The organism is Ruegeria sp. BHSB196, from assembly GCF_059613135.1.
In genome coordinates, this window is record NZ_JBXWRY010000001.1 from 118083 (window position 1) to 144392 (window position 26310).

Sequence of the window (26310 nt, forward strand, 5' to 3'; positions counted from 1 at the left end):
CGTCTCTGCGGCTCACGCCTGATTCGGACCTCGGATTTGGCGGATGGCCTGGCGCACGGCTTCCCAGTCCCTGGCCTCGTCCGTCTTGCCGGCCTCTTCGCAGGCGCGCATCTTTTGCGCAGCCTCGGCTTCGGCCTTGTCTCCGTGGGCCGAATAGAGCGCACGGGCATATTCGGCAGTCTTGAGTGCGTCCATTTGTCGAATCCTCCGTTGTTCGTCTCGACCGGTGGGAATTCCATCAGGTTCGCGCCCGAAGACTATACCGCAACGGACCGGGCCTTGCACAGCCTGTGCGCAGCGGTTGCCGCGTCACGCCGTGATCGCATCGCGCAATTCCCGCAGATGTATCGGCAGATCTCTGGCCGTCAGATCGGCCTCGCGCACCAGCGTGTCGAAGTGCCGCGTGAACAGTTCGATCCGGTCCCGGTCGCGGAAAGCCATATAGTGCGAGCCCGCATAGAAGACGCAAAGCAGCGGGCCAAAGATCGTGACCGGCGCCGAGTAGAGGCGCTTGGCGTCGTAGAGGTAGATTCGCAGGCGCGGATAGAGCTGTTCGCAAAGCTCCAGCAGGTGGTCGATCTGCTCAAGCCGCACGTCGAGCGGCAAGCCGTCGTAGTAGCCGGTGCCGTGGGCAAAACTGTGAATCTCATACAGCGGCATGGCGATCTCGTAGTCGGATTGTGCGCTGCGCATCCAGGCCAGCCGGTCGCCGGACGCGCCGATGGCCTGATCCGCCGTTTTGCCCAGATGGGGCGAATACTCCCATTCCAGAATTGCGCGCGTCTTGAGCATGTCGGGCAGGGCCGCCGGGACATAGCGGATCTTGTAGCCCGCGGCCTGCTGGTGCCATTCGAAGATGCGCTCGTCCACCAGCGCCCTGGGCGCTTCGGTGAGCGTCAGCGAACTGGCCAGCAACTCCGCCGCGCTTTCGGGTCGCTCCGACAGGCTGAGCAGCCAGTCGGCCGAGACCCCCAGCGCCGCGCCGCAACTTCCGACGACATGGGCGTTCGGCAGGCGCGCGCCTTCGTCGGTCAGGAGTTGCGAGACCGTTGAACGATCCACGCCGATTCGCCGCGCGAGCTCGCTTTGGCTGATCTCGGCCTCTTCCATGGCACGGGCCAGCCGCATACGAAACTGCGCTGCCCGGTCGCGTTTGTCCATTTTCTCATACATTCGATAACTTTTATCACATCCGCTTAGTTTTGTTAATCATATTCCGAATTCTCACACGTCTCGGTGATCTGTAACAATTTGAAAAAGACCAAGAAAACTTGGGGAACGGAATGGAAACGCGACGCAGATCAGTCGTAAAGGCTGTGATCTGGAATCTTGTGGGTTTGATCTCCATGACGGTGGTGGGTCTGGTCGCGACCGGATCCGCGGCGGTTGGCGGTACGCTCGCCGTGATCAATACGGCCATCGGGCTGAGCTTGTACTTCGTCTATGAACGGATCTGGGCCGGTATCCGGTGGGGGCGCAATGTCTGAGCGGCGCACCCGGAACACCGGCCCCGAATGGCCGACCTTCTTTCTGATCCTCATCTGCTATGGCGCCTGGCTCGCCTCGATCTTCTGGCTGGCGGCCTGGAGTCCGTGGCTGGCCATACCGGTGATGGGCTGCGTGGCGGCGCTGCATTCCTCGCTGACCCATGAGGCGCTGCACGGACATCCGTTCCGCACCAGATGGCTGAACGAGGCGCTGATGGCGCTGCCGCTGACGATCTGCATTCCCTACAACCGGTTCCGGGATCTGCACCTGGCGCATCACCGGGATTCCAACCTGACCGATCCTTACGACGATCCGGAATCGAACTACCTCGACCCCAAGGTCTGGAACGGCCTGCCGCGCTGGAAGAAACGGCTCTACGCGATGAACAACACCTTGCTGGGCAGGATGGTCCTGGGACCGGCCATCGGTCAGGCCGCGTTCTTGCGGGACGAATGGCGCGGGGCGCTGCGGGGCGATCGGGCGATCTGGTGGGCCTGGGGGCTGCACATCCCCGGCGTGGCCGTCGTTCTTTGGATCGTGGCGGTCTCGGCGATGCCGGTCTGGGCGTTTCTGGTTTCGGCCTATATCGGATTGGGTCTGCTCAAGATCCGCACGTTCCTGGAGCACCGCGCGCATGAAAAGGTGCGGGGCCGCACCGTCATCATCGAAGACCGCGGGCCGCTTGCCTTCCTGTTTCTGAACAACAACCTGCACGTCGTACATCACATGAATCCGAATGCCGCCTGGTACCAGTTGCCGGCGCTCTACCGCGCGGGCAAGGACCGCTATCTGGCCTCCAACGAGAGCTACGTCTACCGTTCCTACGCCGAGATCTTTCGCCGGTATTTCTGGAAGGCCAAGGATCCGGTGCCGCATCCGCTCTGGCCAAAGCACTGATTTCCTTCCACAAGGGGAACCATGAGCCTTTGGATCCCCGTCACCGTTGCGGCCGCGCTGTTTCAGACCGTGCGCTTCATGCTGCAGAAATCGCTGAGCACGGTCAAACTGTCCGCCGCGGGCGCGACCTTTGCCAGGTTCGCCTATTCCGCCCCGCTGGCGGGTCTGGCTCTGGCGATCCTGCTGATATCGGGCGCTGCAGACCTGCCGCCGCTGTCTGGCCGGTTCTGGCTGTTCGTCGCCATCGGCGGGACGGCGCAGATCCTCGCCACCGTCTGCGTCGTTGCGTTGTTCAAGCAACGCAACTTTGCGGTTGGCATAACGTTCAAGAAAACCGAAGTGATCCAGACCGCGATTGTCGGATTGCTGGTTTTGGGCGAGGGCGTGTCGATCGGCGCGCTGGGCGCGATCCTGCTGGGTCTGGTCGCCGTCCTGTTGCTGTCCAAGACTCCGGGGGGCGACGGCACGTGGTGGCGGCACCTGACCAACCGTGCGTCGCAACTCGGGCTTGGCTCCGGCGTTCTGTTTGCGTTTTCCGCAGTCAGCTACCGCGGCGCCTCGCTGCAGCTGGGGGATGTCGATGCCTGGTTTCGGGCGCTTGTGACATTGGCGGCCGTGACAGCGTTTCAGTTGCTGTCGATGGGGGCCTGGCTGTTCTGGCGCGACCGTGCGGAACTGGTCGCGGTATGGCAGGCACGGAGGACGGCCGTATTTGTCGGACTGACCAGCTTGGGCGGCTCGTTCTGCTGGTTTCTGGCCTTCACCTTGCAGAACGCCGCCTATGTCAAGGCGCTGGGCCAGGTGGAGCTGATCTTCAGCCTGATGGCCTCGACCTTTTTCTTCCGCGAAACGATAACGCGGCGCGAGATTGCGGGGATCGGATTGCTCGGGGTGTCGATTCTGGCCCTGGTGCTGGCCATCTAGGCGGTCGTATCGCGGAACCCGGCCCGCACCGATCCAGTCAACCGGCGCGGCGTTCCTCGAAGCTGAGCGCGATGAAACGCGGCAGGTGATCGCCCATGCCGACGACGGTCTGGCCGTTGTCGTCCCTTCGGACCTGCTTGCGCCCCTTCGGTTCCCTGGCCTTGCGTGCCTCGCCGGCGCCCTTCTTTTCTCTCTTCTCTTTCGCGCGCTTCGGGTCCGGTTTCAGGGCTTCGGCCTCGGGCTCGGGCTCGGTTGCCGACGGGTTGTCGAGGCGCGGGATCTCTTTTTGGATCAGCTTCTCGACCGCGTCCAACGCCTTCGCATCCCGCGGACCGCAGATCGTGATCGCCTTGCCCGCGCGTCCGGCACGACCGGTGCGGCCGATGCGGTGGACGTAATCCTCGGCATGACCGGGTACGTCATAGTTGAACACATGGCTCACCGACGGGATGTCCAGCCCGCGCGCCGCAACGTCCGAGGCCACCAGAAGCCGCAGGGAACCGTCGCGGAACCCGTCCAGCGTCCTGGTCCGCTGCGACTGGTCCAGATCGCCGTGAATGGCGGCGGCGTCATAGCCGTATTTCTTGAGCGATTTCGCGCAGATATCGACTTCGGTCTTGCGGTTGCAAAAGATGATGGCGTTGGTGCATTTGTCGCCTTCGGCATCGATCAGCTGGCGCAGCAGCTTGCGCTTCTCGCTTGCTTCGCGATCGCGGCGGCTGGCCTTGAACATCACCACGGCCTGCTCGATGGTCTCCGACGCCGTGGCCTGGCGCGCAACCTCGACCCGCGTCGGGGCCGAAAGGAACTCCGAGGTGATGCGCTCGATCTCGGGCGCCATGGTGGCCGAGAAGAACAGGGTCTGCCGGGTAAACGGCGTCAGCTTGAAGATGCGCTCGATGTCGGGAATGAACCCCATGTCGAGCATGCGGTCGGCCTCGTCCACCACCATGATCTGCACGCCGGTCAGCAGCAGCTTGCCGCGCTCGAAATGGTCGAGCAGACGCCCCGGTGTGGCGATCAGCACATCGACGCCCCGGTCGATCAGCGCATCCTGTTCCTTGAAGCTGACGCCGCCGATCAGCAGCGCCTTGGTGAGCTTGAGGTGCTTGGCATAGGTGTCGAAGTTCTCGGCCACCTGCGCCGCCAGTTCGCGGGTCGGGCACAGCACCAGGCTGCGCGGCATCCGCGCCCGCGCGCGCCCGCGCGCCAGCAGGGTGATCATCGGCAGCACGAAGCCGGCGGTCTTGCCCGTGCCGGTCTGTGCTATGCCCAGAACGTCCCGGCCTTCGAGAGCGGCGGGAATGGCGCCGGCCTGAATCGGGGTGGGGGTTTCGTATCCGGCTTCCTCAACAGCTTTGAGGACCTTGGGGTTCAGGTTCAGTTCGTTGAATTTCGTCATATATGTCCGGTTCATGCGGACACTGACCTGGCCCGCGCGTCTGAGATCAGCCGGGTCCGTATGACCATGCGCCCCATGCGCGTTTCGGCTTGCGCGGGGACATAACAAAAAGGCGTGACAGGGTCAAATTAACTCGTGGCGGCGCGTCAATTCCCGCCGAAGGTCGTGCAGGGCCTCAACAATTCAACCCTCGGAAGGGAAGTGTTTCGCCACCTTCGAATCGAGATCGAGCGGGCGGTGCAGCAGCAGCCCATGGGCATCGAGGCGTTTTCGTACCGGCGGGTCGGCGCCGCTCAGCTCGTCGAAAAACGCGCGCAGGCCGGCCTCGCCGCGTTCGGATTCAAGTCCGCTCAGCAATTCGTGCATCGTCACGCCACCCTTGGCGCGGTCGGTGTTGGGGGCAAGGTCCGGCCGGTACGCACCGTGTTCCAGCCGAAAGCGGTAGCGTGAGATCCAATCCTCCCAGCTGCGCGCGTGATTGTGGCAAAGATCGATCCGCGCGAGTTCGGCGCGGCAGGGCAGGCGCTGCCCGTCGCGAAACAGGTCGTGGATGCGGAATTCGATGCCGGTCTGACCGGTTCGCGCGAACACCTTGCCCGCGACATGGCTCAGGAATCCGGCCTTCACATGGGCTCCGAATTGCGGATGGACGCGGCGCACGATGGCGTCCCGGTCCGGGCCTGCGGGGATGAACCCCTTGTATAGGTCCGTCCCTCCCGCCAGGGCTTCGACGGGACGAACCCGCGCGCAGACCGTGTCGCTTGGAAGCGCATGCAGGGCATCCGCAATGGGGCGGTCGCTCCAAAGGAACTCATCGGCGTCGATATGCACCAGCCAGTCCACATCGGCGCGGTGATAGGCGTGGGTCGCGTTGGCGGTCTGGCGGACCTGGTGCTTTCTGGGCCGTTTGTGTCTGAACCCGGCCCAGTGGGCCTGGTCGCAGGTCGTGACGCAGATTGCGGGATGGGCGGCGAGGCGGTCAAAGGCCATGGGGTTCGGGGCATCGAGATAGATGAACAGCCGCTGCGCCCCCATGTCCAGATGATGCGCGGCAAATCGCAATATGTCCGCAGGCGAGGCCTTGATCGTGGCGACCACGCCCCAGGTCGGTCTATCCATCGGCGTCACGGGTTCTGAATTGCGGGTCTGTTCGGCTCATGCCCCGGACGTTAGGCCAGCGTTGCGGTCAGGTCATCATCTCTTTGGTGGCGGACAGGTGCAGCGCCGGATAGTCGCGCACCACCCGGTCGATGTCCCATTGCAGGCGGGTCAGATAGACGATGTCGCCGTCATGGTCGTGGGCGATGTGCTGCTTGTTTGCGGCCACGAATTTGTCGATCTCGGCCTTGTCTCCAGAGACCCAGCGCGCGCTGGTGAATTGCGACGGTTCGAATCGTACGGGCAGGCCGTATTCCAGCTCGATCCGGCTGGCCAGCACCTCGAACTGCAGCGCGCCCACGACGCCCACGATGAAGCCCGAGCCGATCGAGGGCTTGAACACCTTGGCCGCACCTTCCTCGGCAAACTGCATCAGCGCCTTTTCTAGGTGCTTGGCCTTCATCGGGTCGCCCGCACGCACGCCCTGCAACAGTTCAGGCGCGAAGGACGGGATGCCGGTCACGCGGATCGCCTCGCCCTCGGTCAGGGTGTCGCCGATGCGCAGCTGGCCGTGGTTGGGAATGCCGATGATGTCGCCGGCCCAGGCCTCGTCGGCCAGTTCCCGGTCGGAGGCGAGGAACAGCACCGGGTTGGAAATGGCCATCGGCTTCTTGCTGCGCACATGGGTCAGCTTCATCCCGCGCTTGAAGTGGCCGCTGGCCATGCGGACAAAGGCCACCCGGTCGCGGTGCTTGGGGTCCATGTTGGCCTGCACCTTGAAGACAAAGCCCGCCACCTTTTTCTCGTCCGGCGAAATCTGGCGCGGTTCGGCCGATTGCACCTGCGGCTGCGGACCGTACTGGCCGATGCCCTCCATCAGTTCCTTGACGCCGAAGGAATTGATGGCCGAGCCGAACCAGATCGGGGTCATGTGGCCTTCAAGCACCGCCTGCGGGTCCAGCGCGGGCAGCAGTTCGCGCGCCATCTCGACCTCTTCCAGCAGCTTGTCCAGCAATTCGGCGGGCACGTGCTCGGCCATTTTGGGGTCGTCCAGCCCGTTGATCTCGATGCTTTCAGCCACCTTGTTGCGGTCGGCGCGGTCCATCAGTTCCAGCCGGTCGCGCAGCATGTCATAGCAGCCGATGAAATCGCGCCCCATGCCGATGGGCCAGCTGGCCGGGGTCACGTCGATGGCCAGCATTTCCTGGATCTCGTCGATGATCTCGAACGTGTCGCGGCTTTCGCGGTCCATCTTGTTGCAGAAGGTCAGGATCGGCAGGTCGCGCAGGCGGCAGACCTCGAACAGTTTCTGCGTCTGGCTTTCTACGCCCTTGGCCCCGTCGATCACCATGATCGCGGCGTCAACGGCGGTCAGCGTGCGATAGGTGTCTTCCGAGAAATCCGAGTGACCGGGCGTGTCCACCAGGTTGAACCGGTAGGGGCCGTAATCGAAGGACATGGCCGAGGCCGAGACCGAGATTCCCCGATCCTTCTCCATCTGCATGAAGTCCGACCGCGTGCGCCGCGCCTCGCCCTTGGCCCGCACCTGTCCGGCCATCTGGATGGCGCCGCCATACAGAAGGAATTTCTCGGTCAACGTGGTCTTGCCCGCATCCGGGTGCGAGATGATGGCAAAGGTCCGGCGCCGCGCGATCTCGGGCGGCAGGGTGGGGCGGTTGATGGCGACGTCCAGCATGAGCGCGCGTATAGGCGGGGAATTCTGCCGAGGCAAGCCAAAGGGGCTGTTGCGAATCGCCGGGATGTGACAGAAAGAACATATAGTGAACAAAATAATGGAGTGGACCGATGAATTTGAAGGAAATCGCCCAGGAATTGGTGGCCGGCTGTCGCGAGGACCGGGCCAAGGAAAACCTGGACAAGCTCTATGCGCCCGATGCCGTGTCGGTTGAGGCGATGGACATGCAAGGCATGGGTCGGGAAACAAAGGGCCTCGACGGAATTCGCGGCAAGCACGATTGGTGGGAAAGCGCGCATGAGGTCTCGGGTGGGTCGGTCAGCGATCCGTTCCTGCACGGAGAGGACCGCTTTGCCGTGATCTTCGAGGTGCAGGGCAAGGTGAAGGAAAGCGGCGAAACCTTTGAAATAAAAGAGGTCGGCGTCTATCACGTGGCCAATGGCAAGATCGTGCGGGAGGAGTTTTTCTACTAACTCCACGTCGCCAACTGGTCTTCCCTGTCCGGCCGGTGCTAGACATGCGGGCAACAACGGACAGGGGGGATCGCATGGATCTGGGAATTTCAGGAAAACGGGCGCTGGTCTGCGCCAGCAGCAAGGGTCTGGGCCTGGGCTGCGCCGAGGCGTTGGCGTCCGAGGGCGTCGATCTGGTGATGAACGCGCGCGGGGCCGAGGCGCTGGAGGCGCAGGCCGACCGGTTGCGCGCCGATTACGGTGTCGAGGTGCAGACCGTGGCCTGCGACGTGACCACGCCAGAGGGTCAGGCGCAGGTGATCGAAGCCGCGCAGGGTGTTGACATCCTTGTGACAAATGCCGGTGGCCCGCCGCCGGGCATGTGGTCGGACTGGGATCGGGACGATTTCATCAAGGCGCTGGATGCCAACATGCTGACACCGATCGCCTTCATGAAGGCGCTGCTGCCGTCGATGATGGACAAGGGCTGGGGCCGGGTGGTCAACATCACCTCGCAATCCGTGCGCGCGCCGATCGCGGTGCTGGGCCTGTCGAACGCGGCGCGCACCGGGCTGACCGGCTATGTGGCGGGAACCGCGCGCCAGGTCGCGCCCCATGGGGTGACGATCAACAACCTGTTGCCGGGCATCCACGCGACGGATCGCGCGGATTCGCTGGACAGTGGCGTGGCCAGGCAAAAGAGCATCTCGCTGGACGAGGCGCGCGCCGAGCGCGCCGCGACGATCCCCGCCCGCCGCTACGGCACCCGGCAGGAATTCGGCGCGGCCTGTGCGTTCCTGTGCTCGCAACAAGCCGGGTTCATCGTGGGGCAGAACATCCTGCTGGACGGCGGCGCGACCAACCTGACGATGTGACCGTGGCGCAGGGGTTTTCGCTCAAGGATCAGCTTTTCAACGCCGAAAAGACCCGTTACCTGGCGGGGCTGTTTGCCCAAGCGGAACCCGAATTCGACGCCGCGGCCTTCGAGGCGCGGGTCATGACCCGGCTGCCGGACCTGGAGTTGAAGGCCCGGATGGCATGGATCGCGGAATGCCTGCAGCACGGTCTTCCGGGCGGCTTGCCGGATGTGGCGCCGGTGATCCTGCGTGCCCTGCCGCCGCCGCTGGATCCGGCGCGCAGCGACGACGATTTCGGCGATTTCATCTTCGCTCCTCTGGGCGAATGGATTGCCGCCGCGGGTCTGGACCAACCCGAACTGGCGCTGGACCTGCTGGAAGAGGTGACGCAGCGGTTCTCGATGGAATGGGCGATCCGGCCGTTTCTGAACCGATGGCCGGAACTTGTCCTGGCCCGGATGCAGCTCTGGTGCGATCATCCCAGCTATCACGTGCGCCGGTTGGTCAGCGAAGGAACCCGGCCGCGCTTGCCCTGGGGCATCGGCGTGAAACTCGATCCGCGCGATCCGCTGCCGCTGTTGGACCGCCTGCACGCGGATGCGACCCGCTATGTCACCCGTTCGGTGGCCAATCACCTGAACGACCTCTCCAGGAAAGATCCGGGGATGGTGTTGGACAGGCTGGATTCCTGGCGCGCCGCGGGCCGGCAACGCCCGGACGAGCTCGATTGGGTGACGGGTCATGCCTTGCGCGGATTGGTCAAGTCCGGGCACCCGGGCGCCATGAAACGGCTGGGCTACGATCCCGATGCCCGCCTGAATGTCTCGCTGGACCTGCCGGAACGGGCGCGGATCGGCGAAAGCCTCGACTTCACCGTAGCCATTGACGGCGATGCGCGACAGCCGGTTCTGGTGGACTATGTCATCCATTTCCGCAGGCCCGGAGGCAGACTGTCGCCCAAGGTCCACAAGCTGAAACAGTCCGTGACCGGCCCCGAACCCCTGCGATTGCACAAACGCCACAGGCTCAAGGGCGATGCGACCACGTTTCGGCTGGTGCCCGGCCGACACAGGGTCGAGGTTCAGGTCAACGGCCGCATCCGCGCCAGCGCCGACTTCGAGCTTTTGGCGTGAGCCCGGTCATCGGGTACCGGCAAGCGCGGCCCATGCCGTCGAACGCTTGGCCCCGCGAATGGTCCGGTCCGCGCGGGGATTGCTGATCTCTTGCGTGGACGGGGCGGGGTTGTTATCCCCGCCCAAGCCCGATGGAATTGATCGGGAAAGGCAACGGGGTCCATCGGTGACGGTCAAGGCAGTTCCACCACGTCTCGAAATCCGCAACATCAAACGCGCCTTCGGGGGCCGCATGGTGGTCGATGACGTGTCGCTGCGGATCAATGCCGGGCAGGTGACGTGCCTGCTGGGTCCGTCGGGCTGCGGGAAATCCACGACCTTGCGCATGATCGCCGGGGTCGAGATGCAGGATTCCGGAGAAATCTATGTCGATGGCAAGCTGGTCTGCGACACGGTGTTCCGGGTTCCGCCGGAGCGGCGCGAAATCGGGCTCATGTTTCAGGATTTCGCCCTGTTTCCGCATCTCAGCGTCGCTGAAAACGTGGCTTTTGGCCTGAAGGGGCCAAGGGACAGGAAACGGGCGCGTGTCGAGGAACTGTTGGCCAAGGTCGATCTGCTGCGCTTCATCGACGGGTATCCCCATCAGTTGTCGGGCGGCGAACAGCAACGGGTGGCGCTGGCCCGCGCCCTGGCGCCGCGCCCTCGGATCATGCTGATGGACGAGCCGTTTTCGGGCCTCGACAACCGGTTGCGCGACGGTATCCGGGACGAGACCCTGGCCATTCTCAAGGATGAGGACGCGGCGGTTCTGCTGGTCACGCACGAACCGGAAGAAGCCATGCGCATGGCCGACGAAATCGCGCTGATGCGCGGCGGCAGGATCGTGCAGCAGGGCGCGCCCTACAATGTCTATACCCGGCCCGTGGACAAGGCCGCGGTGGCGTTTTTCAGCGATGTCAACGTGTTGCGGTCCCAGGTCAACGGCGCGCTGGCGCAGACTCCGTTCGGGCAATTCCTGGCGCCTGGCGTTCCGGACGGGACCAATGTCGAAATCGTGTTCCGGCCGCAGCACGTCAAACTGGACTTCGACCGGGGCGGAAAGGGGCCGGTTCCCACGCCGAGCGACGGGGTCGCGGCGCGCGGCGTGGTCGAGCGTGCGCGCTTTCTGGGCAACGAAAGCCTGGTCGAGTTCCGGATGGATTATGACGGCTCGATCCTCAAGGCGACCGTACCCAATGTCTTCATGCCGCAGCCCGGGCGGGTGATGTGGCTGACGATCCGCCGGGACCGGTGTTTCGTGTTTCCGGCCTGAGCGGACCGGCTTTGGCACGCCGCAGCCGCTGGCCTTGTCGAGATGAAATTCCCCCTCAGTGGTGCGCGAAAGCCGCAGGTTGCGGGCCGGGTTTGCTTGCCGCTGCGCGAGGCCGCGTCTATCAAGGGCCAAACCGGATCGGGATCAGGCAATGCGCATACTTCTGACCAATGACGACGGGATCAACGCGCCGGGCCTCAAGGCGCTCGAGGCGATTGCCGCCGAGTTGGCCGGAGCCGAGGGCGAGGTCTGGACGGTCGCACCCGCCTTTGAGCAGTCGGGAGTCGCGCATTGCATCAGCTACACGCATCCGATGATGATCGCCAAGATGGGCGAGCGCCGCTACGCCGCCGAGGGGTCGCCGGCGGACTGCGTGCTGGCGGGATTGCATGACGTTATGAAGGACAATCCGCCGGATCTCGTCCTGTCCGGTGTGAACCGGGGCAACAACTCGGCAGAGAATGCGCTCTATTCCGGCACTTTGGGCGGCGCGATGGAGGCGGCCTTGCAGGGTCTGCCGGCCATTGCGCTGTCGCAGTATTTCGGCCCGCGCAATCTTGGGCTGGACAACGCCTTTGAAACGGCCGAACGCTATGCGGTCGATCTGGTGCGCCGGATCCTGGCCGCCAGCCCAGACGAACAGGCGGATTACCGGCTGTTCTACAACGTGAACTTTCCTCCGGTGCCGGCGGACGAGGTGCTCGGCGTGCGCGTGGTTCCGCAGGGTTTCCGGCAGGGCACCAATTTCAGCGTCGAGCCGCACAGTTCTCCGTCGGGACGGCGGTTCTTGTGGATCAAGGGAGGGTACCAGCACAATCCCACCGCGCCGGACACCGATGCGGCTGTGAACCTGGACGGCTATATCTCCGTCACGCCGATGCGCGCGGACCTGACGGCCTATGATGTGCTGGCCGAATTGAAGGCGATCGAATGACCGGCCCCGATCCCGAAACGAAGATGCAGTTCCTCTTTGCGCTGCGGTCCAAGGGGGTGACGGACGCGCGCGTTCTGGCCGCCATGGAAGAGGTCGATCGCGGCCATTTCGTCACCGGCCTGTTCGCCGAACGGGCCTATGAGGACATGCCGTTGCCGATCGCCTGCGGTCAGACCATCAGCCAGCCCTCGGTGGTCGGTCTGATGACCCAGGCCCTGCAGGTGCGCCCGCGCGACACGGTCCTGGAAGTGGGAACCGGATCGGGCTACCAGGCGGCGATCCTCGCCAAGCTCGTCCGGCGCGTCTACACCGTCGAGAGGCACAGGCGGTTGGTGCAGGAAACCGGCGTGCTGTTTCGCAAGCTGGGCCTGACCAATATCACCGTGGTGCTGTCGGACGGCTCGCACGGTTTGCCCGAACAGGCGCCCTTCGATCGCATCATCGTCACCGCTGCGGCCGAAGACCCTCCGGGCCCGCTCTTGGCGCAACTCAAGATCGGGGGTATCATGGTCTTGCCGGTTGGCCAGTCCGATGCGGTGCAGACGCTGATCAAGGTCACCCGCACCGAAACCGGGCTGGACTATGAAGAATTGCGGCCCGTCCGATTTGTGCCCTTGCTTGAAGGGCTTGGCAGGGACGGGGCGTGAGAAGCGAATGTGTTTGGAACGCCAGAACCCCGGCAAACAGGGGGCGGCATTGAGGATGGCAAGATGAGTGCAGTTTCACGATCGGTAGCAGCGGTTGCGGCCTTGGCCGTGCTGGCCGGATGCGACGGCCCGCTGGATTACGACTTGCGGGGGAACGTCGGGGGCTTCTCGACCGCGCCGGCCGCTCAATCCGTCAGCACCGCCAACAGGCCCGCGCCCGACTCCCGCGGCGTCATCACATATCCGAACTACCAGGTCGCCGTGGCCCGAAGCGGCGACCGGGTCAGCGATGTTGCCGCGCGAGTCGGATTGCCGCCAGCCGAACTGGCGCGGTTCAACGGCCTTCAGGTGGACGACACCCTGCGCGACGGCGAAGTTGTCGCCCTGCCACGATCGGTCGGTGGCGCGCCGGGTTCCGGTGTGGACATCGAATCCATCGCCAGCACCGCGATCGATGCCGCGCCGGCCAGCACAACCGTGCAAACCACCACCCTGGAACCTGCCGCGCCGGCGCCCGCGGCGACGGTCGCCGCGGGGCCGGAACCGGTGCGCCACAAGGTCAAGCGGGGTGAAACCGCCTATACGATCTCGCGGCTCTATCAGGTGCCGGTTGAGGCGCTGGCGGAATGGAACGGGTTGGGGTCCGATTTCATGGTGCGCGAAGGGCAATACCTGCTGATCCCGGTCAAGAACCAGCCCGCGCCGCAACGCACCGTCGAAAACACCGCATCCGCCGCGGCCGTGACGCAACCGGGGCAGGGTTCTCCGACGCCGACGCCGCCAAGCGCGACGCAACCTTTGCCGGATGAACAGGTCGCCCCGAAAACCACGCCCGAACCGGTGGTGCAGTCGCAGGCTCCGACCACGGCCAGCAACGCGGCCTTGGCCATGCCGGTGGCCGGCAAGATCATTCGCCCCTACAAGAAGGGCAAGAACGAAGGCATCGACATCGCCGCCGCACCGGGCACCGCCGTCACGGCGGCCGAGGCCGGGACGGTGGCGGCGATCACCGCCGACGCGGATCAGATCCCGATCATCGTGGTCCGGCACCAGGGCGACCTGCTGACCGTCTATGCCAATGTCGAGGGGATCAGCGTCAAGAAGGGCGACCGGGTCAAGCGCGGCCAGAAGATCGCGCAACTCCGGGACGGCGACGACGCCTATGTACATTTCGAGGTGCGCAAAGGTTTCGATTCGGTCGATCCGAATCCCTACCTGAACTGAGCGGCAGTGCTCCGATGCCGGCTCAGGGCTCGTAGTCGCTGAGCCGCTTTCCGGGCTCGTCCGCAAAAACCTCGGGCAGTGGCGTCACCGCTTCGATCAGATCGACGCGAAACACCCGGAACGCGGCGCGCAGCTCGCACCAGGCGGTCAGCGTCCAGACCCGGCCCCAATACTCCATGTGCAGCGGGCGCACGACCCGATCGGTCAGGGTGCCGTCGATACGGCGGTAGGACAGGCGCAGCTTTTGCCGGGCCTTGATGGCGGCGCGGATCGGGGCCATTTGCGCCAGACCGCGTGCGGCGTCGGCAAACGGATAGACGGCGAATTTCCAGGCATCGGCCTCGGCCACGACCTGAGTGGGCAGAACCGCGTCGATCTTTTCGGCCAGTGACTCGGCAGCGGCTTTCAGGTCTGGGTCCGCCGCCTCGGCCACGATGGCCATGCCGAGGTTCAGCGCCTCAAGCTCGGCCGGGGTGAGGTTCAGCGGGGGCAGGGTGATCTGCTCGCGAACCATGTAGCCCACGCCGCGTTCGCCCTCGACCGGAACGCCGGATGCCGCCAGCGTGTCCATGTCGCGATAGATCGTGCGCACCGACACTTCCAGCCGGTCGGCAATGTCCTGCGCGCGGTGCAGCTTTCCGTCGCGCAGGATCTGTATGATGTCGAACAATCGGTCGGTGCGGCGCATGGATCTACCCTTGGCGCGCCGCCGCTGGCGGCGTCAAGCGTTCATGTCCCAGAGCACGGTTTCATGCCGGACTTCAAGGCTGTCGGGGCGGATCGCGGTCATCAAGGCCGGTGCAAAGTCCTGCTCGGCAAACGCGGCCGCGGCGGTCTGGGCGCAGGCCATGTCGCGCCAGACCACGTAATCGGTCCAGCGCCCGTCCGCGCCCTGGCTCAGTTGGCGATGCAGGAATCCCTCCAGGCTGCGCACGAAGCCTTCCGAAGCGAGGCTGAGCGCCACGAAGTCCTGCGCGGATGTGCCATCGGCCAGCGAGAAGGTCACGATTTCTGCGACTTGGGTCATGGGTATTTCCTTGTTTGGACGCAATGCTCTGGACCTAGCAGGCATTAACTGACATAAACCTGTCAGTTGGATGGGCGCCGCAGAAGAATTCGCGCGATTTTGACGCGATCGCGCCCGCGCCGGGCCTCTGGCCGCTTCCCGTGACCGAGACAGAGGCGTAGAACACCAGTCGAATTCGGATGTCCGGCACGATCCGCGCCGGGAAGAAAGGAGAAAGAACATGCTCAACAATATCGGCCTTCCGGGTCTGCTGCTGATCGCGGTTGTCGTTCTTGTGCTGTTTGGGCGCGGCAAGATCAGCTCGCTCATGGGCGAAGTCGGCAAGGGCATCACCGCCTTCAAGAAGGGCGTGAAGGACGGAACCGAAGAACTCGAACAGGACGCCGCCACCGCCGCCAAGGACGTGACGCCCGATACCGACAAAGACAAGGCCTAAGCCTCCATGTTTGATCTTGGCTGGACCGAGCTTCTGGTCATCGGCATCGTCGCGCTGATCGTTGTCGGGCCGAAGGACTTGCCGGTGCTGTTCCGAAACATCGGACGATGGGTCGGAAAGGCCCGGGGCATGGCGCGCGAGTTCAGCCGCGCGATGAACGAAGCCGCCGACGAAGCGGGCGTGAACGAGATCTCCAAGGGCATCAAGGCCGCGACGAACCCCGTCGGGTCGGCCATGGACGGCGTCAAGAAGGCGGCGCAGGACATGGCGTCGGACATCACCGCGGGCGTCGATCCGGCCAAGTTCGATCCTGACAGCGAGACCGGCAAACTGGCCGCCGAACGCGCTGAGCAGGCCAAGAAGATCCAGGTCGCCACCGCCCGCGCCGCCGCCGAGCGCAAGGCCCGCGAAGCCGCCGAAGCGATGGCCAAGGCGGAAGAGATGGAAGCCGCGCTCAAATCCGAAACGGACAAGACATGAGCAAGACCGACGAGATCGACGACACGTCCGCGCCGCTGATCGAGCATCTGACCGAGCTGCGCACGCGGCTGATCCACAGCGTCGTGGCCTTTCTGATCGGCATGATCCTCTGCTTCACGGTCGCGACGCCGATCTTCAACTTTCTGACCCAGCCCTTGTGCGATGTTCTGTCCGAACGCGGTCAGGATTGCGACCTGATCTTCATTTCACCGCAGGAAGGTTTCTTTGTGGCGATCAAGGTCTCGTTGCTGGGCGGGTTCATCCTGGCCTTCCCCTACATCGGGATGCAGATGTGGCGGTTCGTGGCGCCGGGGCTGTACCGTTCGGAAAAGAACGCGTTCCTGCCGTTCCTGCTGGCCTCGCCGTTCATGTTCCTGCTGGGCGCGAGTTTTGCGTTCTATGTCGTGACGCCGCTGGCCTACGACTTTTTCCTGGGCTTCCAGCAATTCGGTGCCGAAGGCGAAGCGGTCGCGACCGAAACAGGTGCCCCGCTCAGCGTCGTGTTCCAGGGCTCGGCGCAGGAATACCTCAACCTGACCATCAAGTTCATCGTGGCCTTCGGTCTCTGCTTTCAGCTGCCGGTTCTGCTCACGCTGATGGGCAAGGCCGGGCTGGTCAGCGCCGAGGGGCTGGGCAGCGTCCGCAAATATGCGGTTGTGGGTATCCTGGTTCTGGCCGCGATCGTGACGCCGCCGGACGTGATCACCCAGGTCATCCTGTTCGTCGTGGTCTATGGCCTCTACGAAGTCTCGATCTTCCTTGTCGCGCGGGTCGAGAGGAAGCGCGAGGAACAGCTTCGGACCGAGGGGTATTACGACGACGAGGAAGTGGCCGACGATCCGATGATGGCCGAATTCGAGGAAGACGCGAAATAGGCCCTTCGATCACGAGTTGAACAGGCGCGCCGGGCGACCCGCGCGCCTGTTTGCCGTGCGGGCTTGCCGGTCGCTGCGGAACATGGTTTGAAGCGCCGCAATCGACCGGAGGAGCGAGATGGACAGCCAAGCCCTGAACCGAATTGCCGACGCCCTGGAGCGCATGGCGCCCGCGCCGTTGGCAGCACCCGATTTCTCCGCCGCCTCGGCTTTTGTCTGGCATGTTGAACCGGATCGGCTGGAACCGGTCGCGACCGTCAACCGCGTCGATCTGGAGCTTCTGGTCGGGATCAATCGGTCGCGCGATACGCTGCTCGACAACACACGGCGGTTCGCGCGCGGGTTCAAGGCCAACAACGCCTTGCTCTGGGGCGCGCGGGGGATGGGTAAATCAAGCCTCGTCAAGGCGGTGCATGGCACTTTGCTGGCGGACTTCCCGGAGCTCAAACTGGTCGAGCTTTTGCGCGAGGACATGAGCACCGTGGCGCGTCTGCTCAACCACCTGCGCGCCGCGCCATACCGGTTCATCCTGTTCTGCGACGATCTTTCGTTCAGCCATGACGACCAGCATTACAAGTCGCTCAAGGCGGTTCTGGATGGCGGTATCGAGGGGCGGCCCGAGAACGTGGTCTTTTACGCCACATCGAACCGCCGCCACCTGATGCCGCGGGACATGATCGAAAACGAACGCTCCAGCGCCATCAACCCGTCCGAGGCGGTCGAGGAGAAGGTCTCGCTGTCGGACAGGTTCGGCCTGTGGCTGGGATTCCACCCGTGCAGCCAGGACGAATACCTTGCCATGATCGACCGCTATTGCGCCGCCTATGGCGTCACCACCGATCCCGAGACCCTGCGCGCCGAAGCCATCGAGTGGCAGGCAACGCGCGGCGCGCGGTCGGGCCGCGTGGCCTGGCAGTTCTTTGTCGATCTGGCAGGGCGGCAGGGCGTCCACATCGCATGAGCCGTTCAATGCCCGCCGGAAGATGGTCGGCGGGCAGGCGGGATCAAAGCATCGCCAGCAGCCGCACCGCTTCGTCCGTCGGAGTGGAAAGCGCCGAGCGATCCTCACCGGGGTGGAACCTGGCGCGCAGCGCCGTCGCCATCGGCGCGGGGTCCAGAATGGTCACGCGCGGACCGGTCCGGACGGTTTCGGCCTGCCAGCTGCGCGCCAGCGCCATTTGCGCCGCCTTGGTGGCCCCGTAAGCACCATAGAACTTCTCGCCCGCCTTCGGATCGTCAAAGAACACCGCGTGGCCGGTTTCTCCCAGCAGGGGCGCGACATAGGGAATCAGCACCGAGGTTGCCGTCGCGTTGACCGAGACCGACTTTTCCCAGTCCTTGGGGTCAACGAAAGGCGCGGGCGACAGCGGCGCCGTGTGGATGGCGGTGTGCAACCACAGATCCAGCTTGCCCCAGCGGTCATGGATGCCGCGGCACAGGGTTGCCATCGCGTTCGGATCGGTGATGTCCATCGGCGCCAGGGTGGCAGTGCCGCCCTTGGCCTGGATGTGGTCGTCCAGTTCCTCCAACGCACCGGTCGTGCGGGCCACCGCCACGACGTGATGATCGGGTGCCAGCGCTTCGGCCAGGGCAAAGCCCAATCCGCGGGACGCGCCGGTGACGAGGGCGAGTTTCTTTTGATCGGTCATGCGCGCGGTTTGGCCTGCCACGCGCGAGGCGTCAAGGCGCCATCAGCTTCCCGGGATGTCAATGCGCCGCGTCTGGCCGCTTTGTCGCAGCACCAGGCCCGTCCTGTCGATGGCCAGAACTCTGCCCGACGCGACACGGCTGCCCGGTTTGATCCTGCGCGTGCGGCCGCTCGACAGGCGCACCAGCGCGCGCAGATCATGCTCGGGCCCGAAGACGCCCAGAACGGTGACTGTATTTCGCGCCAGCGCGCCTTTCTGCGTCGCCGCGCCGTTGACTCGTGCGTTCGCCATGGATTCCGACCGGTGAGTGGATAGCCCGCGTCGGGTATCAAGGCCCGCTGTCGAGGTGAAGAAGGGGCGCTGCCATCGGCAGGGTTTTGCCGTTCAGGTCCGGCCGAAGTCGCCCGACGCAGCCGAGCGCTTTCAATCCGTCCGGAAAATCAGCCTCATTCGGCCGCGGGCTGCATCTTGAATCCCTGCTCGATCATGTCGGCCGGGGTGACGGGATATTCGCCCGAGAAACAGGCATCGCAGTATTGCGGGCAGGACTTGTTGCGGCCGCCGGCTTCGCCGACCGCGCGATACAGCCCGTCCAGCGAGATGAATTTGAGGCTGTCCACCGCCAGATGCTTGGTCATCTCTTCCTCGGTCATCGTCGCGGCCAGCAGTTTCTCGCGCTGGGGCGTGTCCACGCCATAGAAACAGGGCCAGGCGGTCGGTGGCGAGGCGATGCGGAAATGCACTTCCTTCGCGCCGGCATCCAGGATCATTTCCTTGATCTTGCGGCTGGTCGTGCCGCGCACCACCGAATCGTCTACCAGGATCACCCGCTTGCCCTCGATGAGCGCCCGGTTGACGTTCAGCTTGAGCCGCACGCCCATGTTGCGGATCTGTTCGGTGGGTTCGATGAAGGTTCGGCCCATATACTGGTTGCGGATGATCCCCATCGCATAGGGAATGCCGGATTCCAGCGAATAGCCGATGGCCGCGGGCGTGCCGCTGTCGGGGACGGGGCAGACCAGATCGGCCTCGACCGGGCTTTCCTTGGCCAGTTCGCGCCCGATGCTCTCGCGCGTTTCATAGACCGAACGTCCGCCCAGAATGGAATCGGGGCGCGAAAAGTAGACATGCTCGAAGATGCAGAACTTCGGCGGCTGCGGGCGGAAGGGAAAATTGCTCTCGACACCCTTTTCGGCGGTGATCACGACCATTTCGCCGGGTTCGATCTCGCGGATGAACTCGGCGCCGATGATGTCGAGCGCGCAGGTCTCGGACGACAGGCACCAGCCGTCGCCGATCCGGCCCAGGACCAGCGGCCGAACCCCCATCGGATCGCGCACGCCGATCAGCTTGGTCCGGGTCATGGCGACGACGGAGAACGCGCCCTCGACGCGGCGCAGGGCGTCTTCCATCCGCTCGGGGATATTGCGCTGCAGGGACCGCGCCATCAGGTGGATGATGCATTCGCTGTCCGACGAGGACTGGAAGATCGAGCCGCGCTCGATCAATTCGCGCCGCAGCGCGTTGGCGTTGGTGATGTTGCCGTTATGGGCGATCGCCGCGCCGCCCATCGAGAACTCGCCGAAAAACGGCTGAACGTCCCGGATGGCGGTCTGGCCCTTGGACCCGGCCGTGGAATAGCGCACGTGACCGATCCCGAGCGGTCCCGGCAGCGCCTCCATGATGTCGGCCGAGGTGAAGTTGTCGCGCACATAGCCGAAGCGGCGCACCGAATTGAACCCCTTCTCGGGATCGTGGGTGACGATCCCGCCGGCCTCCTGCCCGCGATGCTGCAGGGCGTGCAGGCCAAGGGCGATGAAGCTGGCGGCGTCCTGTACGCCGATGACCCCGAATATCCCGCATTCCTCGCGGAGCTTGTCATCGTCGAAAGGGTGGGCGGGTGGCATCTGCGGGCTTGGCAAGGCGGGCAGCTCCGATTCCTTTGCTGTCTGGCCTCCACATAATGCCTCAGGCCACGCATGTCACCAAAGGATCACATTCACGTTTTGCCGCAGGCGCGCCGGGCCTGGCTTTTGCAAAAACAGACATCCTCTGTGGCGGTTCCCGCAGCTGCCGCCGCTGTGTTACTGCTGCACGGCGCTGTTGCAGCTGCCGACCAGTTCCTCATATTGCCGCGTGACCCATCCCAGCGCCTGTTCCGGGTTCTGTTCCTCGATCTTCTCGCTCATCTGGGCGAAGACCTGTGCCGAACGGCTCTCGTCAACCATGGTGAAGTTCTGGCCGGTCATCACGGTGTCATAGACAAAGAACGCGATGGCCACCAACAGGATGCCGCGCGCGACGCCAAAGAAGAACCCCAGCGCCTGATCCAGCCCGCCGAGCGCCGAACGTTGCACGAGCGACGAGAACAGCGGCGTGAAGACGCTCACGACGATCAGGGCCACCGCAAAGACGGCGGCGAAGGAGGTGATGACCGATAATTCGCAGCTGTCCTTGAGGAATTCGCCCAGAACCGGGACTTCCTTGATCAGGGGCATGGCTTGCGGTGCGAAGATGAAGGCCAGAACCGCGGCGGCGACCCAGCCGACGATGGCCAGGGTTTCGCGCACCAGGCCGCGGGAATAGGCCAGCAGCGCTGACAGCACGATGATCAGGGCTACGACCCCGTCAATGATGTTGAAACCTTCCATGGCCCTCGCCTGTTCTTTTTTGCGCCTCGCGGGCGGATACTACCCCGCTCCAAAGGTTTCGCCAACAAACCCGATCAGATCAGAGGGGCGGGTCAGTGTCAGTCCTGCCACAGTACCGGTTTTGCCGCCTGCCGGAGCAATTGCCGCCGTGAAACCAAGTTTTTGCGCTTCTTTCAACCTGTTTTCGGTCTGGGGGGCGGGTCTGAGCGCGCCGGAAAGCGATATTTCCCCGAAAACCACGGTATCGGCCGGCAGGGCGGTGTCCTCGCGCGCGCTCAGGAGGGCGGCGGCCACCGCAAGATCGGCCGCGGGTTCGGAAATCTTCAGCCCGCCCGCGACGTTCAGATAGACATCCAGCCCCGCAAACGGGATGCCGCAGCGCGCCTCGAGCACGGCCAGGATCATCGCCAGCCGTCCGCCATCCCAGCCCACCACGGTGCGGCGCGGCTGGGACAGGGGAGACGGGGCGACCAGCGCCTGCAACTCGACCAGCACCGGGCGGGTGCCCTCGATCCCGGCAAATACGGCCGAGCCGGGGCTGGGCTCGCCGCGCTCCGACAGAAACAGGGCCGAGGGGTTGGATACCTCGGCCAGTCCGCGCCCGGTCATCTCGAACACCCCGATCTCGTCGGCGGGGCCGAACCGGTTCTTGACCGCGCGCAGGATGCGGAACTGATGGCCGCGCTCGCCCTCGAAATAGAGCACGGTATCGACCATGTGCTCGACCACGCGCGGGCCGGCGATCTGGCCTTCCTTGGTGACATGGCCGACCATGACGATCGACACGCCATGCCGCTTGGCGAAGGAGGTCAGTTCATGCGCCGCCGCGCGCACCTGGCTGACCGACCCCGGCGCGCTGTCCACGTTGTCGGCCCACATGGTCTGGATCGAATCGATGATGGCGAGGCCGGGCTTTTCCGCCTCAAGCGTGGTCAGGATGTCGCGCAGGTTGGTCTCGGCGGCCAGTTGCACCGGCGCATCGGCCAGACCCAGGCGACGCGCGCGCATCCGGACCTGCGCGCTGGCCTCTTCGCCCGAGACATAGATGGTCTTGAGACCCGTTCGCGCAAACCGCGCGGCGGCCTGCAGCAGCAGGGTGGACTTGCCGATGCCGGGATCGCCGCCGACCAGAATGGCCGAGGCCGGAACCAGCCCGCCGCCAAGCACGCGATCCAGCTCGGTCACGCCGCAGACCGTGCGCGGCGGCGGCGTTTCACCCGCCGCCAGATCGCTGAGCGCGACCGCCCGGCCGCGCTTGCCGCCCAAGGATTTCGACGCTGGGCCCGAAGACAGCGGCACCTCCTGCACGATGGTGTTCCAGGCACCGCAGGCGTCGCAGCGCCCGGACCAGCGGGCATGGGTCGCGCCGCAACTCGAACAGGAAAAGGATGTCGTCTTGGCCATGTGGTCTTGGTGCCCGAGGAACGCCGAAGCTGCAAGCCCTCAGGTCGCGCGCCGCTCGGTCAGGATACCGAGCCCGATCGAGGCCAGAATGCAGCCGGTGAACAGGTAGAGCCCCCAGGCGGTCTCGATTGTGGCATAGGAGATGCCCTTGGCCAGCGTGATGTAGAGCGCGATGAGGAAGATGTCGGCCATGGCGAGCTTGCCGAGAATGTGCAGGACGGGCTGGGCGCGCGGATCCAGCAGCTTCCACTGCACCAGGGCGGTGCCGATGGTCTTGAGATAGGGCGCGAAAAGGGCAAAGGCGGTGACGATCAGCGCCAGAAACACATCCGAGCGCCAGAGCGACTGCAGCCCGGTGATGACGCTGATCTCGCTGAGGCCGAATATCGGCAGCAGCCCCGCGCGCAGCAGGGGCGCGAACCACGCGATGGGGTAGAGGATCAGGAGCGAGAGGGTGGCGAGGCGGAGGGTCATGAGAGCCTGTTCGAGGTGCGTGATTTCACACACCTTACGGCGGCAGGCGGTGCGCGCAAGCACGCACCGCTTTCTTGCTATCCCGCCCGCCCCATGCGCGCCATCAGGTTGGTCTTGAGAACGAACTGATGAAACAAGGCGGCCACCACGTGAAGCAGGACCAGGATCAACATCAAGGGTTTCATTACCTCATGCGCCTCGGCGGCCATTTCGAACCCGCCAAACCAGGCAAGTGCGCCCGACACCGGCATCAGGATCATCAAGGCATAAAGCGACAGACGGGTGGTGTGCGCGGCCAGTTTCATCGCGGCGGTTTCCTGTGCCGGCAAGGGCGGCGCACCGCGTTTCACGCGCAGCGCGACCCGCCAAACCACAAGCGCCAGGATCAACAACCCGCCAAACACGTGGGCGGCGATCAGCGGCTGAAAGGTGACCGGCAAGCCGTCCTCGATCTGTTCCCACGCCTCGGCGATGGGCTCATGGAAAACAAACTGGGCGGCGATCAGCAGAAAGATGATCCAGTGCAGGGCAATCTGCGCGCGGGAGTACGCCTTGGGCATGGGAGAGCTCCGGTAGACAATCGGGTTACAACTGTACTACGCGGGGCGCGGCGCGTTCCGTCGGAGGACGAAGATATTTTTGACCGGCGGAACTGCGCGCGGCCTCTACCGCACCGCCTCGATCGGCCCCTCGGCGCTGCCGTGGATGAATTGCTCCAGGTAGGGATCGCCCGAGGCATCCATCTGTCCGACGGGTCCGGTCCACTGGATCACCCCGTCATGCAGCATCGCCACGTTGTCGGCGATGGCCCGAACCGAAGACATGTCGTGGGTGATGGTCATCGCGGTGGCGCCCATCTCGGTCACGATCTCGCGGATCAGGTCGTTGATGACGCCGGCCATGATCGGGTCGAGCCCCGTCGTGGGCTCGTCGAAAAAGATGATCTCGGGCTCGGCGGCGATGGCGCGGGCCAGGCCCACGCGTTTCTGCATCCCCCCCGACAGCTCGGACGGAAACAGATCGGCCACCTTGGCGCGCAGGCCGACGCGGCGCAGCTTGTCGATGGCGATCTCGCGCGCCTCGTCGACGGGCCGCTTCAGCGATCCGCGCAGCAGGCGAAAGGCCACGTTCTGCCAGACCGGCAGCGAATCGAACAGCGCGCCGCCCTGAAACAGCATCCCGAACCGCGCCAGAAACTTGTCCCGGTCGCCTTTCGAGGCGTCCTTGCCATCCACATAGATCCTGCCGCTGTCCGGCGTGATCAGGCCAAGAATACATTTCAGCGCCACCGACTTGCCGGTGCCCGATCCGCCGATGATGACCATCGAGGTGCCCTTGGGAATCTCCAGGTTCATGCCCTGCAGGACGCGGTTGTCGCCAAAGGCCTTGTGTATGTTCTCCATCCGGATCATAGCGAGAAGAACACCCCCGTGAGCACGAAATTGGCGGCCAGGATTAGCACCGCCGCGGCTTCGACCGACCCTTTGGTGGCCCGGCCCACGCCCTGCGCGCCGCGGCCCGAATTCATGCCGTAATAACACCCCATCAGCGCGGCGATCACGCCGAAGGCCGCGCCCTTGACCAGCGACGAGACGATGTCGCGCGCCTCCAGGAAATCCACCGTGTTCTGAAGATAGGCGGCGGCGTTGAAGCCGAGGTTCTGGGTCGCCACCGCATAGCCCCCGGCAATGCCTATGACATCGCCGACGCCGACCAGGGCCGGCACGGTGATCAGCGCGGCCAGAACGCGAGGGGCGGTCAGATACTTCATCGGGTGGGTGGACAGGGTCACCAGCGCGTCGATCTGTTCGGTCACTTTCATCGTCGCGATCTCGGCCGCGATCGAAGATGTCACGCGCGCGGCGATCATCAGGCCGACCAGCACCGGGCCAAGTTCCCGCACCATGCCGATGGCGACGATCTGGGGCACCACCGCCTCGGCATTGAACCGGGCGCCGCCGGCATAGATCTGCAAGGCCAGCGCGCCGCCCGTGAAGATCGCGGTCAGCCCCACCACCGGCAGCGACAGCCAGCCGATATTCATCAGCGCGACACCGAATTCGCGGGGATAGAAAGGCGGTCGAAAGATGTGCGACACCGCATCCAGCGCGAACAGGCCGACCCGGCCGAAGGCCGCAAGAATGGTCAGAACCGTGCGGCCAAGCCCGGCAAGGAGGGTGAGAGGGTTCATTCCACGTATTTCCGCGAATAGCGCGCGCCCAGCGAGGTCAGGATTTCATACCCGATCGTACCGGCGGCGTCAGCCAGATCGTCCACCGTCTGCTGGTCGTTCAGGATCTGCAGGGCTTCGGGCACGTGGTCGGCATCGGTCACGTCCACGGTGATCAGGTCCATCGAAATGCGACCGACCACCGGGCAGGCGGCGCCGTCGGCATAGGCCCTGATCCGCCCGCCGGTGGCCCGGTGCAGCCCGTCGGCATAGCCGGCGGCCACGGTGGCGATGCGCGACGGCCGGTCGGCGGTCCAGGTGTTGGAATAGCCCACGGTCTCGCCGGGCCGCACGTCTCGCACCTGAACCACCGGCAGATCGACGCTCACCACCGGCCTGGCCTCGGCAAAGGGCCGGCCGCCGTAGAGCCCGACGCCGGGGCGGCAAAATTCGAAATGATAGTCCGGACCCAATAGCAGCCCGCCGGTGGCCGCCAGCGAGCGTGGAACGTCAACATCGCCTGCCATCTCCTTGAAAACACGCAATTGATGGAGGTTCATCGGGTGATCCGGCTCGTCGCTGCAGGCGAGATGAGACATGACCAGCGCCGGGCCTTTCGCCAAGGCCCGATCGCGCAGTTCCGCCCAGTCGGCAGGCTCCAGACCCAACCGGTTCATGCCGCTGTCGAGCTGGATGCCGAAAGGGTGATCCGGCAGCGCGTTCATGTGCCGCTGGAACTGTTCGGCGGAATTGATCATCGGCACCAGATCGTGCTGGCGCAGGATGTCGGTGTCGTGCGGCATGTGACCCGAAAACACCGCGATCAGCGGGCCGGGGCCGAGCGCCGCGCGCACCTCCGCGCCCTCTTCGGCCACCGCGACAAAGAACTTGCGGACGCCGGCCCGCGCCAGGGCCGGGGCAACCCGCCCCACGCCCAGGCCATAGGCATCCGCCTTGACGACCGCAGCGGTCTCGACATCCGTCCTGGCGTCAAGCGCCCGCCAGTTCTCGACAAGGGCGGTCAGATCGATGTTCAGTCTCGCGGTTCCCATGGCCCGTTCATGACATCCGGGTTCGGCAGGTCAAGGGGGAATTGGTGCGATCTGGCGGGGGCTTGCACACCGTGACCGCCGGCTTTGG

31 protein-coding genes are annotated in these 26310 nt (G+C 64.7%); 14 read left to right on the forward strand and 17 right to left on the reverse strand.

Annotated elements, in window-relative coordinates; translation table 11 throughout:
• Positions 1 to 12 precede the first annotated feature (12 nt).
• Together AC2FNJ_RS00575 and AC2FNJ_RS00580 are read right to left on the reverse strand one after the other, a co-directional pair.
• A complete protein-coding gene (locus AC2FNJ_RS00575) occupies positions 13 to 195 on the reverse strand; it encodes a hypothetical protein (RefSeq protein WP_496761636.1) in 183 nt (60 codons plus the stop codon).
• Positions 196 to 309: 114 nt separating this feature from the next.
• Positions 310 to 1173, reverse strand: coding sequence for a helix-turn-helix domain-containing protein (locus AC2FNJ_RS00580; RefSeq protein WP_496761637.1), 864 nt, complete (start codon positions 1171 to 1173; stop codon positions 310 to 312).
• Positions 1174 to 1283: 110 nt separating this feature from the next.
• Between AC2FNJ_RS00580 and AC2FNJ_RS00585 the strand changes: the two genes are divergently transcribed.
• From AC2FNJ_RS00585 to AC2FNJ_RS00595, 3 genes are read left to right on the forward strand one after another with little or no spacing between them, the layout of a single operon-like run.
• Positions 1284 to 1487 carry a DUF2061 domain-containing protein gene (locus tag AC2FNJ_RS00585; protein ID WP_496761638.1) on the forward strand — a complete coding sequence of 68 codons (204 nt, stop codon included), beginning with the start codon at positions 1284 to 1286 and terminating at the stop codon, positions 1485 to 1487.
• On the forward strand, positions 1480 to 2385 hold the full coding sequence (locus tag AC2FNJ_RS00590; RefSeq protein WP_496761639.1) for a fatty acid desaturase: 906 nt from the start codon (positions 1480 to 1482) through the stop codon (positions 2383 to 2385). The genes AC2FNJ_RS00585 and AC2FNJ_RS00590 overlap by 8 nt, the downstream gene beginning before the upstream one ends.
• Positions 2386 to 2406: 21 nt before the next feature.
• Positions 2407 to 3309 (forward strand): EamA family transporter, encoded by a 903-nt coding sequence (locus AC2FNJ_RS00595; protein ID WP_496761640.1) that lies wholly within the window; start codon positions 2407 to 2409, stop codon positions 3307 to 3309.
• A 37-nt stretch (positions 3310 to 3346) separates the two neighbouring features.
• Here AC2FNJ_RS00595 and AC2FNJ_RS00600 read toward each other — a convergent pair whose 3' ends face one another.
• The 3 genes from AC2FNJ_RS00600 to AC2FNJ_RS00610 form a co-directional block, all read right to left on the reverse strand.
• Positions 3347 to 4711 (reverse strand): DEAD/DEAH box helicase, encoded by a 1365-nt coding sequence (locus AC2FNJ_RS00600; protein WP_496761866.1) that lies wholly within the window; start codon positions 4709 to 4711, stop codon positions 3347 to 3349.
• Between the two features lie 183 nt (positions 4712 to 4894).
• Positions 4895 to 5830, reverse strand: a complete 936-nt coding sequence (locus AC2FNJ_RS00605; RefSeq protein ID WP_496761641.1) for a glycosyltransferase family 2 protein — start codon at positions 5828 to 5830, stop codon at positions 4895 to 4897.
• Between the two features lie 67 nt (positions 5831 to 5897).
• A complete protein-coding gene (locus AC2FNJ_RS00610; RefSeq protein ID WP_496761642.1) occupies positions 5898 to 7505 on the reverse strand; it encodes a peptide chain release factor 3 in 1608 nt (535 codons plus the stop codon).
• Between the two features lie 110 nt (positions 7506 to 7615).
• On the opposite strand from AC2FNJ_RS00610, the gene AC2FNJ_RS00615 reads away from it, so the two are divergent.
• The 7 genes from AC2FNJ_RS00615 (at position 7616) to AC2FNJ_RS00645 (ending at position 14004) form a co-directional block, all read left to right on the forward strand.
• The gene (locus AC2FNJ_RS00615) at positions 7616 to 7978 is read left to right on the forward strand and encodes a SnoaL-like domain-containing protein (RefSeq protein ID WP_496761643.1); all 363 of its coding nucleotides are present in this window, start codon (positions 7616 to 7618) and stop codon (positions 7976 to 7978) included.
• Between the two features lie 74 nt (positions 7979 to 8052).
• Positions 8053 to 8832 carry an SDR family oxidoreductase gene (locus AC2FNJ_RS00620; RefSeq protein WP_496761644.1) on the forward strand — a complete coding sequence of 260 codons (780 nt, stop codon included), beginning with the start codon at positions 8053 to 8055 and terminating at the stop codon, positions 8830 to 8832.
• Between the two features lie 2 nt (positions 8833 to 8834).
• A complete protein-coding gene (locus AC2FNJ_RS00625; RefSeq protein ID WP_496761645.1) occupies positions 8835 to 9947 on the forward strand; it encodes a YhaZ family DNA alkylation repair protein in 1113 nt (370 codons plus the stop codon).
• 232 nt (positions 9948 to 10179) lie between these two features.
• A complete protein-coding gene (locus AC2FNJ_RS00630) occupies positions 10180 to 11199 on the forward strand; it encodes an ABC transporter ATP-binding protein (protein ID WP_496761867.1) in 1020 nt (339 codons plus the stop codon).
• A gap of 151 nt (positions 11200 to 11350) precedes the next feature.
• The gene (gene surE / locus AC2FNJ_RS00635; RefSeq protein ID WP_496761646.1) at positions 11351 to 12133 is read left to right on the forward strand and encodes a 5'/3'-nucleotidase SurE; all 783 of its coding nucleotides are present in this window, start codon (positions 11351 to 11353) and stop codon (positions 12131 to 12133) included.
• Positions 12130 to 12780 carry a protein-L-isoaspartate(D-aspartate) O-methyltransferase gene (locus tag AC2FNJ_RS00640; protein WP_496761647.1) on the forward strand — a complete coding sequence of 217 codons (651 nt, stop codon included), beginning with the start codon at positions 12130 to 12132 and terminating at the stop codon, positions 12778 to 12780. Before surE ends, AC2FNJ_RS00640 begins: the two co-directional genes overlap by 4 nt.
• 63 nt (positions 12781 to 12843) lie before the next feature.
• Entirely contained in the window at positions 12844 to 14004 is a 1161-nt protein-coding gene (locus tag AC2FNJ_RS00645) for a peptidoglycan DD-metalloendopeptidase family protein (protein WP_496761648.1), read from the forward strand.
• A 22-nt stretch (positions 14005 to 14026) separates the two neighbouring features.
• Here AC2FNJ_RS00645 and AC2FNJ_RS00650 read toward each other — a convergent pair whose 3' ends face one another.
• The gene (locus AC2FNJ_RS00650; RefSeq protein WP_496761649.1) at positions 14027 to 14692 is read right to left on the reverse strand and encodes a helix-turn-helix transcriptional regulator; all 666 of its coding nucleotides are present in this window, start codon (positions 14690 to 14692) and stop codon (positions 14027 to 14029) included.
• 33 nt (positions 14693 to 14725) lie between these two features.
• Entirely contained in the window at positions 14726 to 15031 is a 306-nt protein-coding gene (locus AC2FNJ_RS00655) for a hypothetical protein (protein WP_496761650.1), read from the reverse strand.
• Between the two features lie 220 nt (positions 15032 to 15251).
• On the opposite strand from AC2FNJ_RS00655, the gene AC2FNJ_RS00660 reads away from it, so the two are divergent.
• The 4 genes from AC2FNJ_RS00660 (at position 15252) to AC2FNJ_RS00675 (ending at position 17783) form a co-directional block, all read left to right on the forward strand.
• Entirely contained in the window at positions 15252 to 15467 is a 216-nt protein-coding gene (locus tag AC2FNJ_RS00660) for a twin-arginine translocase TatA/TatE family subunit (RefSeq protein ID WP_496761651.1), read from the forward strand.
• A gap of 6 nt (positions 15468 to 15473) precedes the next feature.
• Positions 15474 to 15947: a Sec-independent protein translocase protein TatB gene (gene tatB / locus AC2FNJ_RS00665; protein WP_496761652.1), complete on the forward strand. Its 474-nt coding sequence runs from the start codon at positions 15474 to 15476 to the stop codon at positions 15945 to 15947.
• A complete protein-coding gene (tatC, locus tag AC2FNJ_RS00670; RefSeq protein ID WP_496761653.1) occupies positions 15944 to 16822 on the forward strand; it encodes a twin-arginine translocase subunit TatC in 879 nt (292 codons plus the stop codon). The genes tatB and tatC overlap by 4 nt, the downstream gene beginning before the upstream one ends.
• Positions 16823 to 16940: 118 nt before the next feature.
• Positions 16941 to 17783, forward strand: coding sequence for an ATP-binding protein (locus AC2FNJ_RS00675; protein WP_496761654.1), 843 nt, complete (start codon positions 16941 to 16943; stop codon positions 17781 to 17783).
• 43 nt (positions 17784 to 17826) lie between these two features.
• On the opposite strand, the gene AC2FNJ_RS00680 is transcribed toward AC2FNJ_RS00675, so the two are convergent.
• The 10 genes from AC2FNJ_RS00680 to alr form a co-directional block, all read right to left on the reverse strand.
• Positions 17827 to 18471 carry an SDR family NAD(P)-dependent oxidoreductase gene (locus tag AC2FNJ_RS00680; RefSeq protein WP_496761655.1) on the reverse strand — a complete coding sequence of 215 codons (645 nt, stop codon included), beginning with the start codon at positions 18469 to 18471 and terminating at the stop codon, positions 17827 to 17829.
• Positions 18472 to 18513: 42 nt separating this feature from the next.
• Complete coding sequence (locus AC2FNJ_RS00685) at positions 18514 to 18762, reverse strand: hypothetical protein (protein WP_496761656.1); 249 nt, start codon at positions 18760 to 18762, stop codon at positions 18514 to 18516.
• A gap of 155 nt (positions 18763 to 18917) precedes the next feature.
• Positions 18918 to 20378 (reverse strand): amidophosphoribosyltransferase, encoded by a 1461-nt coding sequence (gene purF / locus AC2FNJ_RS00690; protein WP_496761657.1) that lies wholly within the window; start codon positions 20376 to 20378, stop codon positions 18918 to 18920.
• A 177-nt stretch (positions 20379 to 20555) separates the two neighbouring features.
• On the reverse strand, positions 20556 to 21122 hold the full coding sequence (locus AC2FNJ_RS00695) for a CvpA family protein (RefSeq protein ID WP_496761658.1): 567 nt from the start codon (positions 21120 to 21122) through the stop codon (positions 20556 to 20558).
• 39 nt (positions 21123 to 21161) lie between these two features.
• Positions 21162 to 22526, reverse strand: a complete 1365-nt coding sequence (gene radA, locus AC2FNJ_RS00700; protein WP_496761659.1) for a DNA repair protein RadA — start codon at positions 22524 to 22526, stop codon at positions 21162 to 21164.
• 39 nt (positions 22527 to 22565) lie between these two features.
• The gene (locus tag AC2FNJ_RS00705) at positions 22566 to 23000 is read right to left on the reverse strand and encodes a paraquat-inducible protein A (RefSeq protein WP_496761660.1); all 435 of its coding nucleotides are present in this window, start codon (positions 22998 to 23000) and stop codon (positions 22566 to 22568) included.
• Between the two features lie 77 nt (positions 23001 to 23077).
• Positions 23078 to 23560, reverse strand: a complete 483-nt coding sequence (locus AC2FNJ_RS00710; RefSeq protein WP_496761661.1) for a cytochrome b — start codon at positions 23558 to 23560, stop codon at positions 23078 to 23080.
• 105 nt (positions 23561 to 23665) lie between these two features.
• Positions 23666 to 24412: an ABC transporter ATP-binding protein gene (locus tag AC2FNJ_RS00715; RefSeq protein ID WP_496761662.1), complete on the reverse strand. Its 747-nt coding sequence runs from the start codon at positions 24410 to 24412 to the stop codon at positions 23666 to 23668.
• Positions 24409 to 25191 (reverse strand): MlaE family ABC transporter permease, encoded by a 783-nt coding sequence (locus tag AC2FNJ_RS00720; protein WP_496761663.1) that lies wholly within the window; start codon positions 25189 to 25191, stop codon positions 24409 to 24411. Before AC2FNJ_RS00720 ends, AC2FNJ_RS00715 begins: the two co-directional genes overlap by 4 nt.
• Positions 25188 to 26222, reverse strand: coding sequence for an alanine racemase (gene alr, locus AC2FNJ_RS00725; RefSeq protein WP_496761664.1), 1035 nt, complete (start codon positions 26220 to 26222; stop codon positions 25188 to 25190). Before alr ends, AC2FNJ_RS00720 begins: the two co-directional genes overlap by 4 nt.
• Positions 26223 to 26310 lie beyond the last annotated feature (88 nt).

What these genes read in the sequence shown, in the direction of transcription:
- AC2FNJ_RS00575 (WP_496761636.1), bottom strand. Translation starts at nt 195, where the DNA reads ATGGACGCACTCAAGACTGCCGAATATGCCCGTGCGCTCTATTCGGCC.
- AC2FNJ_RS00580 (WP_496761637.1), bottom strand. Translation starts at nt 1,173, where the DNA reads ATGTATGAGAAAATGGACAAACGCGACCGGGCAGCGCAGTTTCGTATG.
- AC2FNJ_RS00585 (WP_496761638.1), top strand. Translation starts at nt 1,284, where the DNA reads ATGGAAACGCGACGCAGATCAGTCGTAAAGGCTGTGATCTGGAATCTT.
- AC2FNJ_RS00590 (WP_496761639.1), top strand. Translation starts at nt 1,480, where the DNA reads ATGTCTGAGCGGCGCACCCGGAACACCGGCCCCGAATGGCCGACCTTC.
- AC2FNJ_RS00595 (WP_496761640.1), top strand. Translation starts at nt 2,407, where the DNA reads ATGAGCCTTTGGATCCCCGTCACCGTTGCGGCCGCGCTGTTTCAGACC.
- AC2FNJ_RS00600 (WP_496761866.1), bottom strand. Translation starts at nt 4,711, where the DNA reads ATGACGAAATTCAACGAACTGAACCTGAACCCCAAGGTCCTCAAAGCT.
- AC2FNJ_RS00605 (WP_496761641.1), bottom strand. Translation starts at nt 5,830, where the DNA reads ATGGATAGACCGACCTGGGGCGTGGTCGCCACGATCAAGGCCTCGCCT.
- AC2FNJ_RS00610 (WP_496761642.1), bottom strand. Translation starts at nt 7,505, where the DNA reads ATGCTGGACGTCGCCATCAACCGCCCCACCCTGCCGCCCGAGATCGCG.
- AC2FNJ_RS00615 (WP_496761643.1), top strand. Translation starts at nt 7,616, where the DNA reads ATGAATTTGAAGGAAATCGCCCAGGAATTGGTGGCCGGCTGTCGCGAG.
- AC2FNJ_RS00620 (WP_496761644.1), top strand. Translation starts at nt 8,053, where the DNA reads ATGGATCTGGGAATTTCAGGAAAACGGGCGCTGGTCTGCGCCAGCAGC.
- AC2FNJ_RS00630 (WP_496761867.1), top strand. Translation starts at nt 10,180, where the DNA reads ATGGTGGTCGATGACGTGTCGCTGCGGATCAATGCCGGGCAGGTGACG.
- surE (WP_496761646.1), top strand. Translation starts at nt 11,351, where the DNA reads ATGCGCATACTTCTGACCAATGACGACGGGATCAACGCGCCGGGCCTC.
- AC2FNJ_RS00640 (WP_496761647.1), top strand. Translation starts at nt 12,130, where the DNA reads ATGACCGGCCCCGATCCCGAAACGAAGATGCAGTTCCTCTTTGCGCTG.
- AC2FNJ_RS00645 (WP_496761648.1), top strand. Translation starts at nt 12,844, where the DNA reads ATGAGTGCAGTTTCACGATCGGTAGCAGCGGTTGCGGCCTTGGCCGTG.
- AC2FNJ_RS00650 (WP_496761649.1), bottom strand. Translation starts at nt 14,692, where the DNA reads ATGCGCCGCACCGACCGATTGTTCGACATCATACAGATCCTGCGCGAC.
- AC2FNJ_RS00655 (WP_496761650.1), bottom strand. Translation starts at nt 15,031, where the DNA reads ATGACCCAAGTCGCAGAAATCGTGACCTTCTCGCTGGCCGATGGCACA.
- AC2FNJ_RS00660 (WP_496761651.1), top strand. Translation starts at nt 15,252, where the DNA reads ATGCTCAACAATATCGGCCTTCCGGGTCTGCTGCTGATCGCGGTTGTC.
- tatB (WP_496761652.1), top strand. Translation starts at nt 15,474, where the DNA reads ATGTTTGATCTTGGCTGGACCGAGCTTCTGGTCATCGGCATCGTCGCG.
- tatC (WP_496761653.1), top strand. Translation starts at nt 15,944, where the DNA reads ATGAGCAAGACCGACGAGATCGACGACACGTCCGCGCCGCTGATCGAG.
- AC2FNJ_RS00675 (WP_496761654.1), top strand. Translation starts at nt 16,941, where the DNA reads ATGGACAGCCAAGCCCTGAACCGAATTGCCGACGCCCTGGAGCGCATG.
- AC2FNJ_RS00680 (WP_496761655.1), bottom strand. Translation starts at nt 18,471, where the DNA reads ATGACCGATCAAAAGAAACTCGCCCTCGTCACCGGCGCGTCCCGCGGA.
- AC2FNJ_RS00685 (WP_496761656.1), bottom strand. Translation starts at nt 18,762, where the DNA reads ATGGCGAACGCACGAGTCAACGGCGCGGCGACGCAGAAAGGCGCGCTG.
- purF (WP_496761657.1), bottom strand. Translation starts at nt 20,378, where the DNA reads ATGCCACCCGCCCACCCTTTCGACGATGACAAGCTCCGCGAGGAATGC.
- AC2FNJ_RS00695 (WP_496761658.1), bottom strand. Translation starts at nt 21,122, where the DNA reads ATGGAAGGTTTCAACATCATTGACGGGGTCGTAGCCCTGATCATCGTG.
- radA (WP_496761659.1), bottom strand. Translation starts at nt 22,526, where the DNA reads ATGGCCAAGACGACATCCTTTTCCTGTTCGAGTTGCGGCGCGACCCAT.
- AC2FNJ_RS00705 (WP_496761660.1), bottom strand. Translation starts at nt 23,000, where the DNA reads ATGACCCTCCGCCTCGCCACCCTCTCGCTCCTGATCCTCTACCCCATC.
- AC2FNJ_RS00710 (WP_496761661.1), bottom strand. Translation starts at nt 23,560, where the DNA reads ATGCCCAAGGCGTACTCCCGCGCGCAGATTGCCCTGCACTGGATCATC.
- AC2FNJ_RS00715 (WP_496761662.1), bottom strand. Translation starts at nt 24,412, where the DNA reads ATGATCCGGATGGAGAACATACACAAGGCCTTTGGCGACAACCGCGTC.
- AC2FNJ_RS00720 (WP_496761663.1), bottom strand. Translation starts at nt 25,191, where the DNA reads ATGAACCCTCTCACCCTCCTTGCCGGGCTTGGCCGCACGGTTCTGACC.
- alr (WP_496761664.1), bottom strand. Translation starts at nt 26,222, where the DNA reads ATGGGAACCGCGAGACTGAACATCGATCTGACCGCCCTTGTCGAGAAC.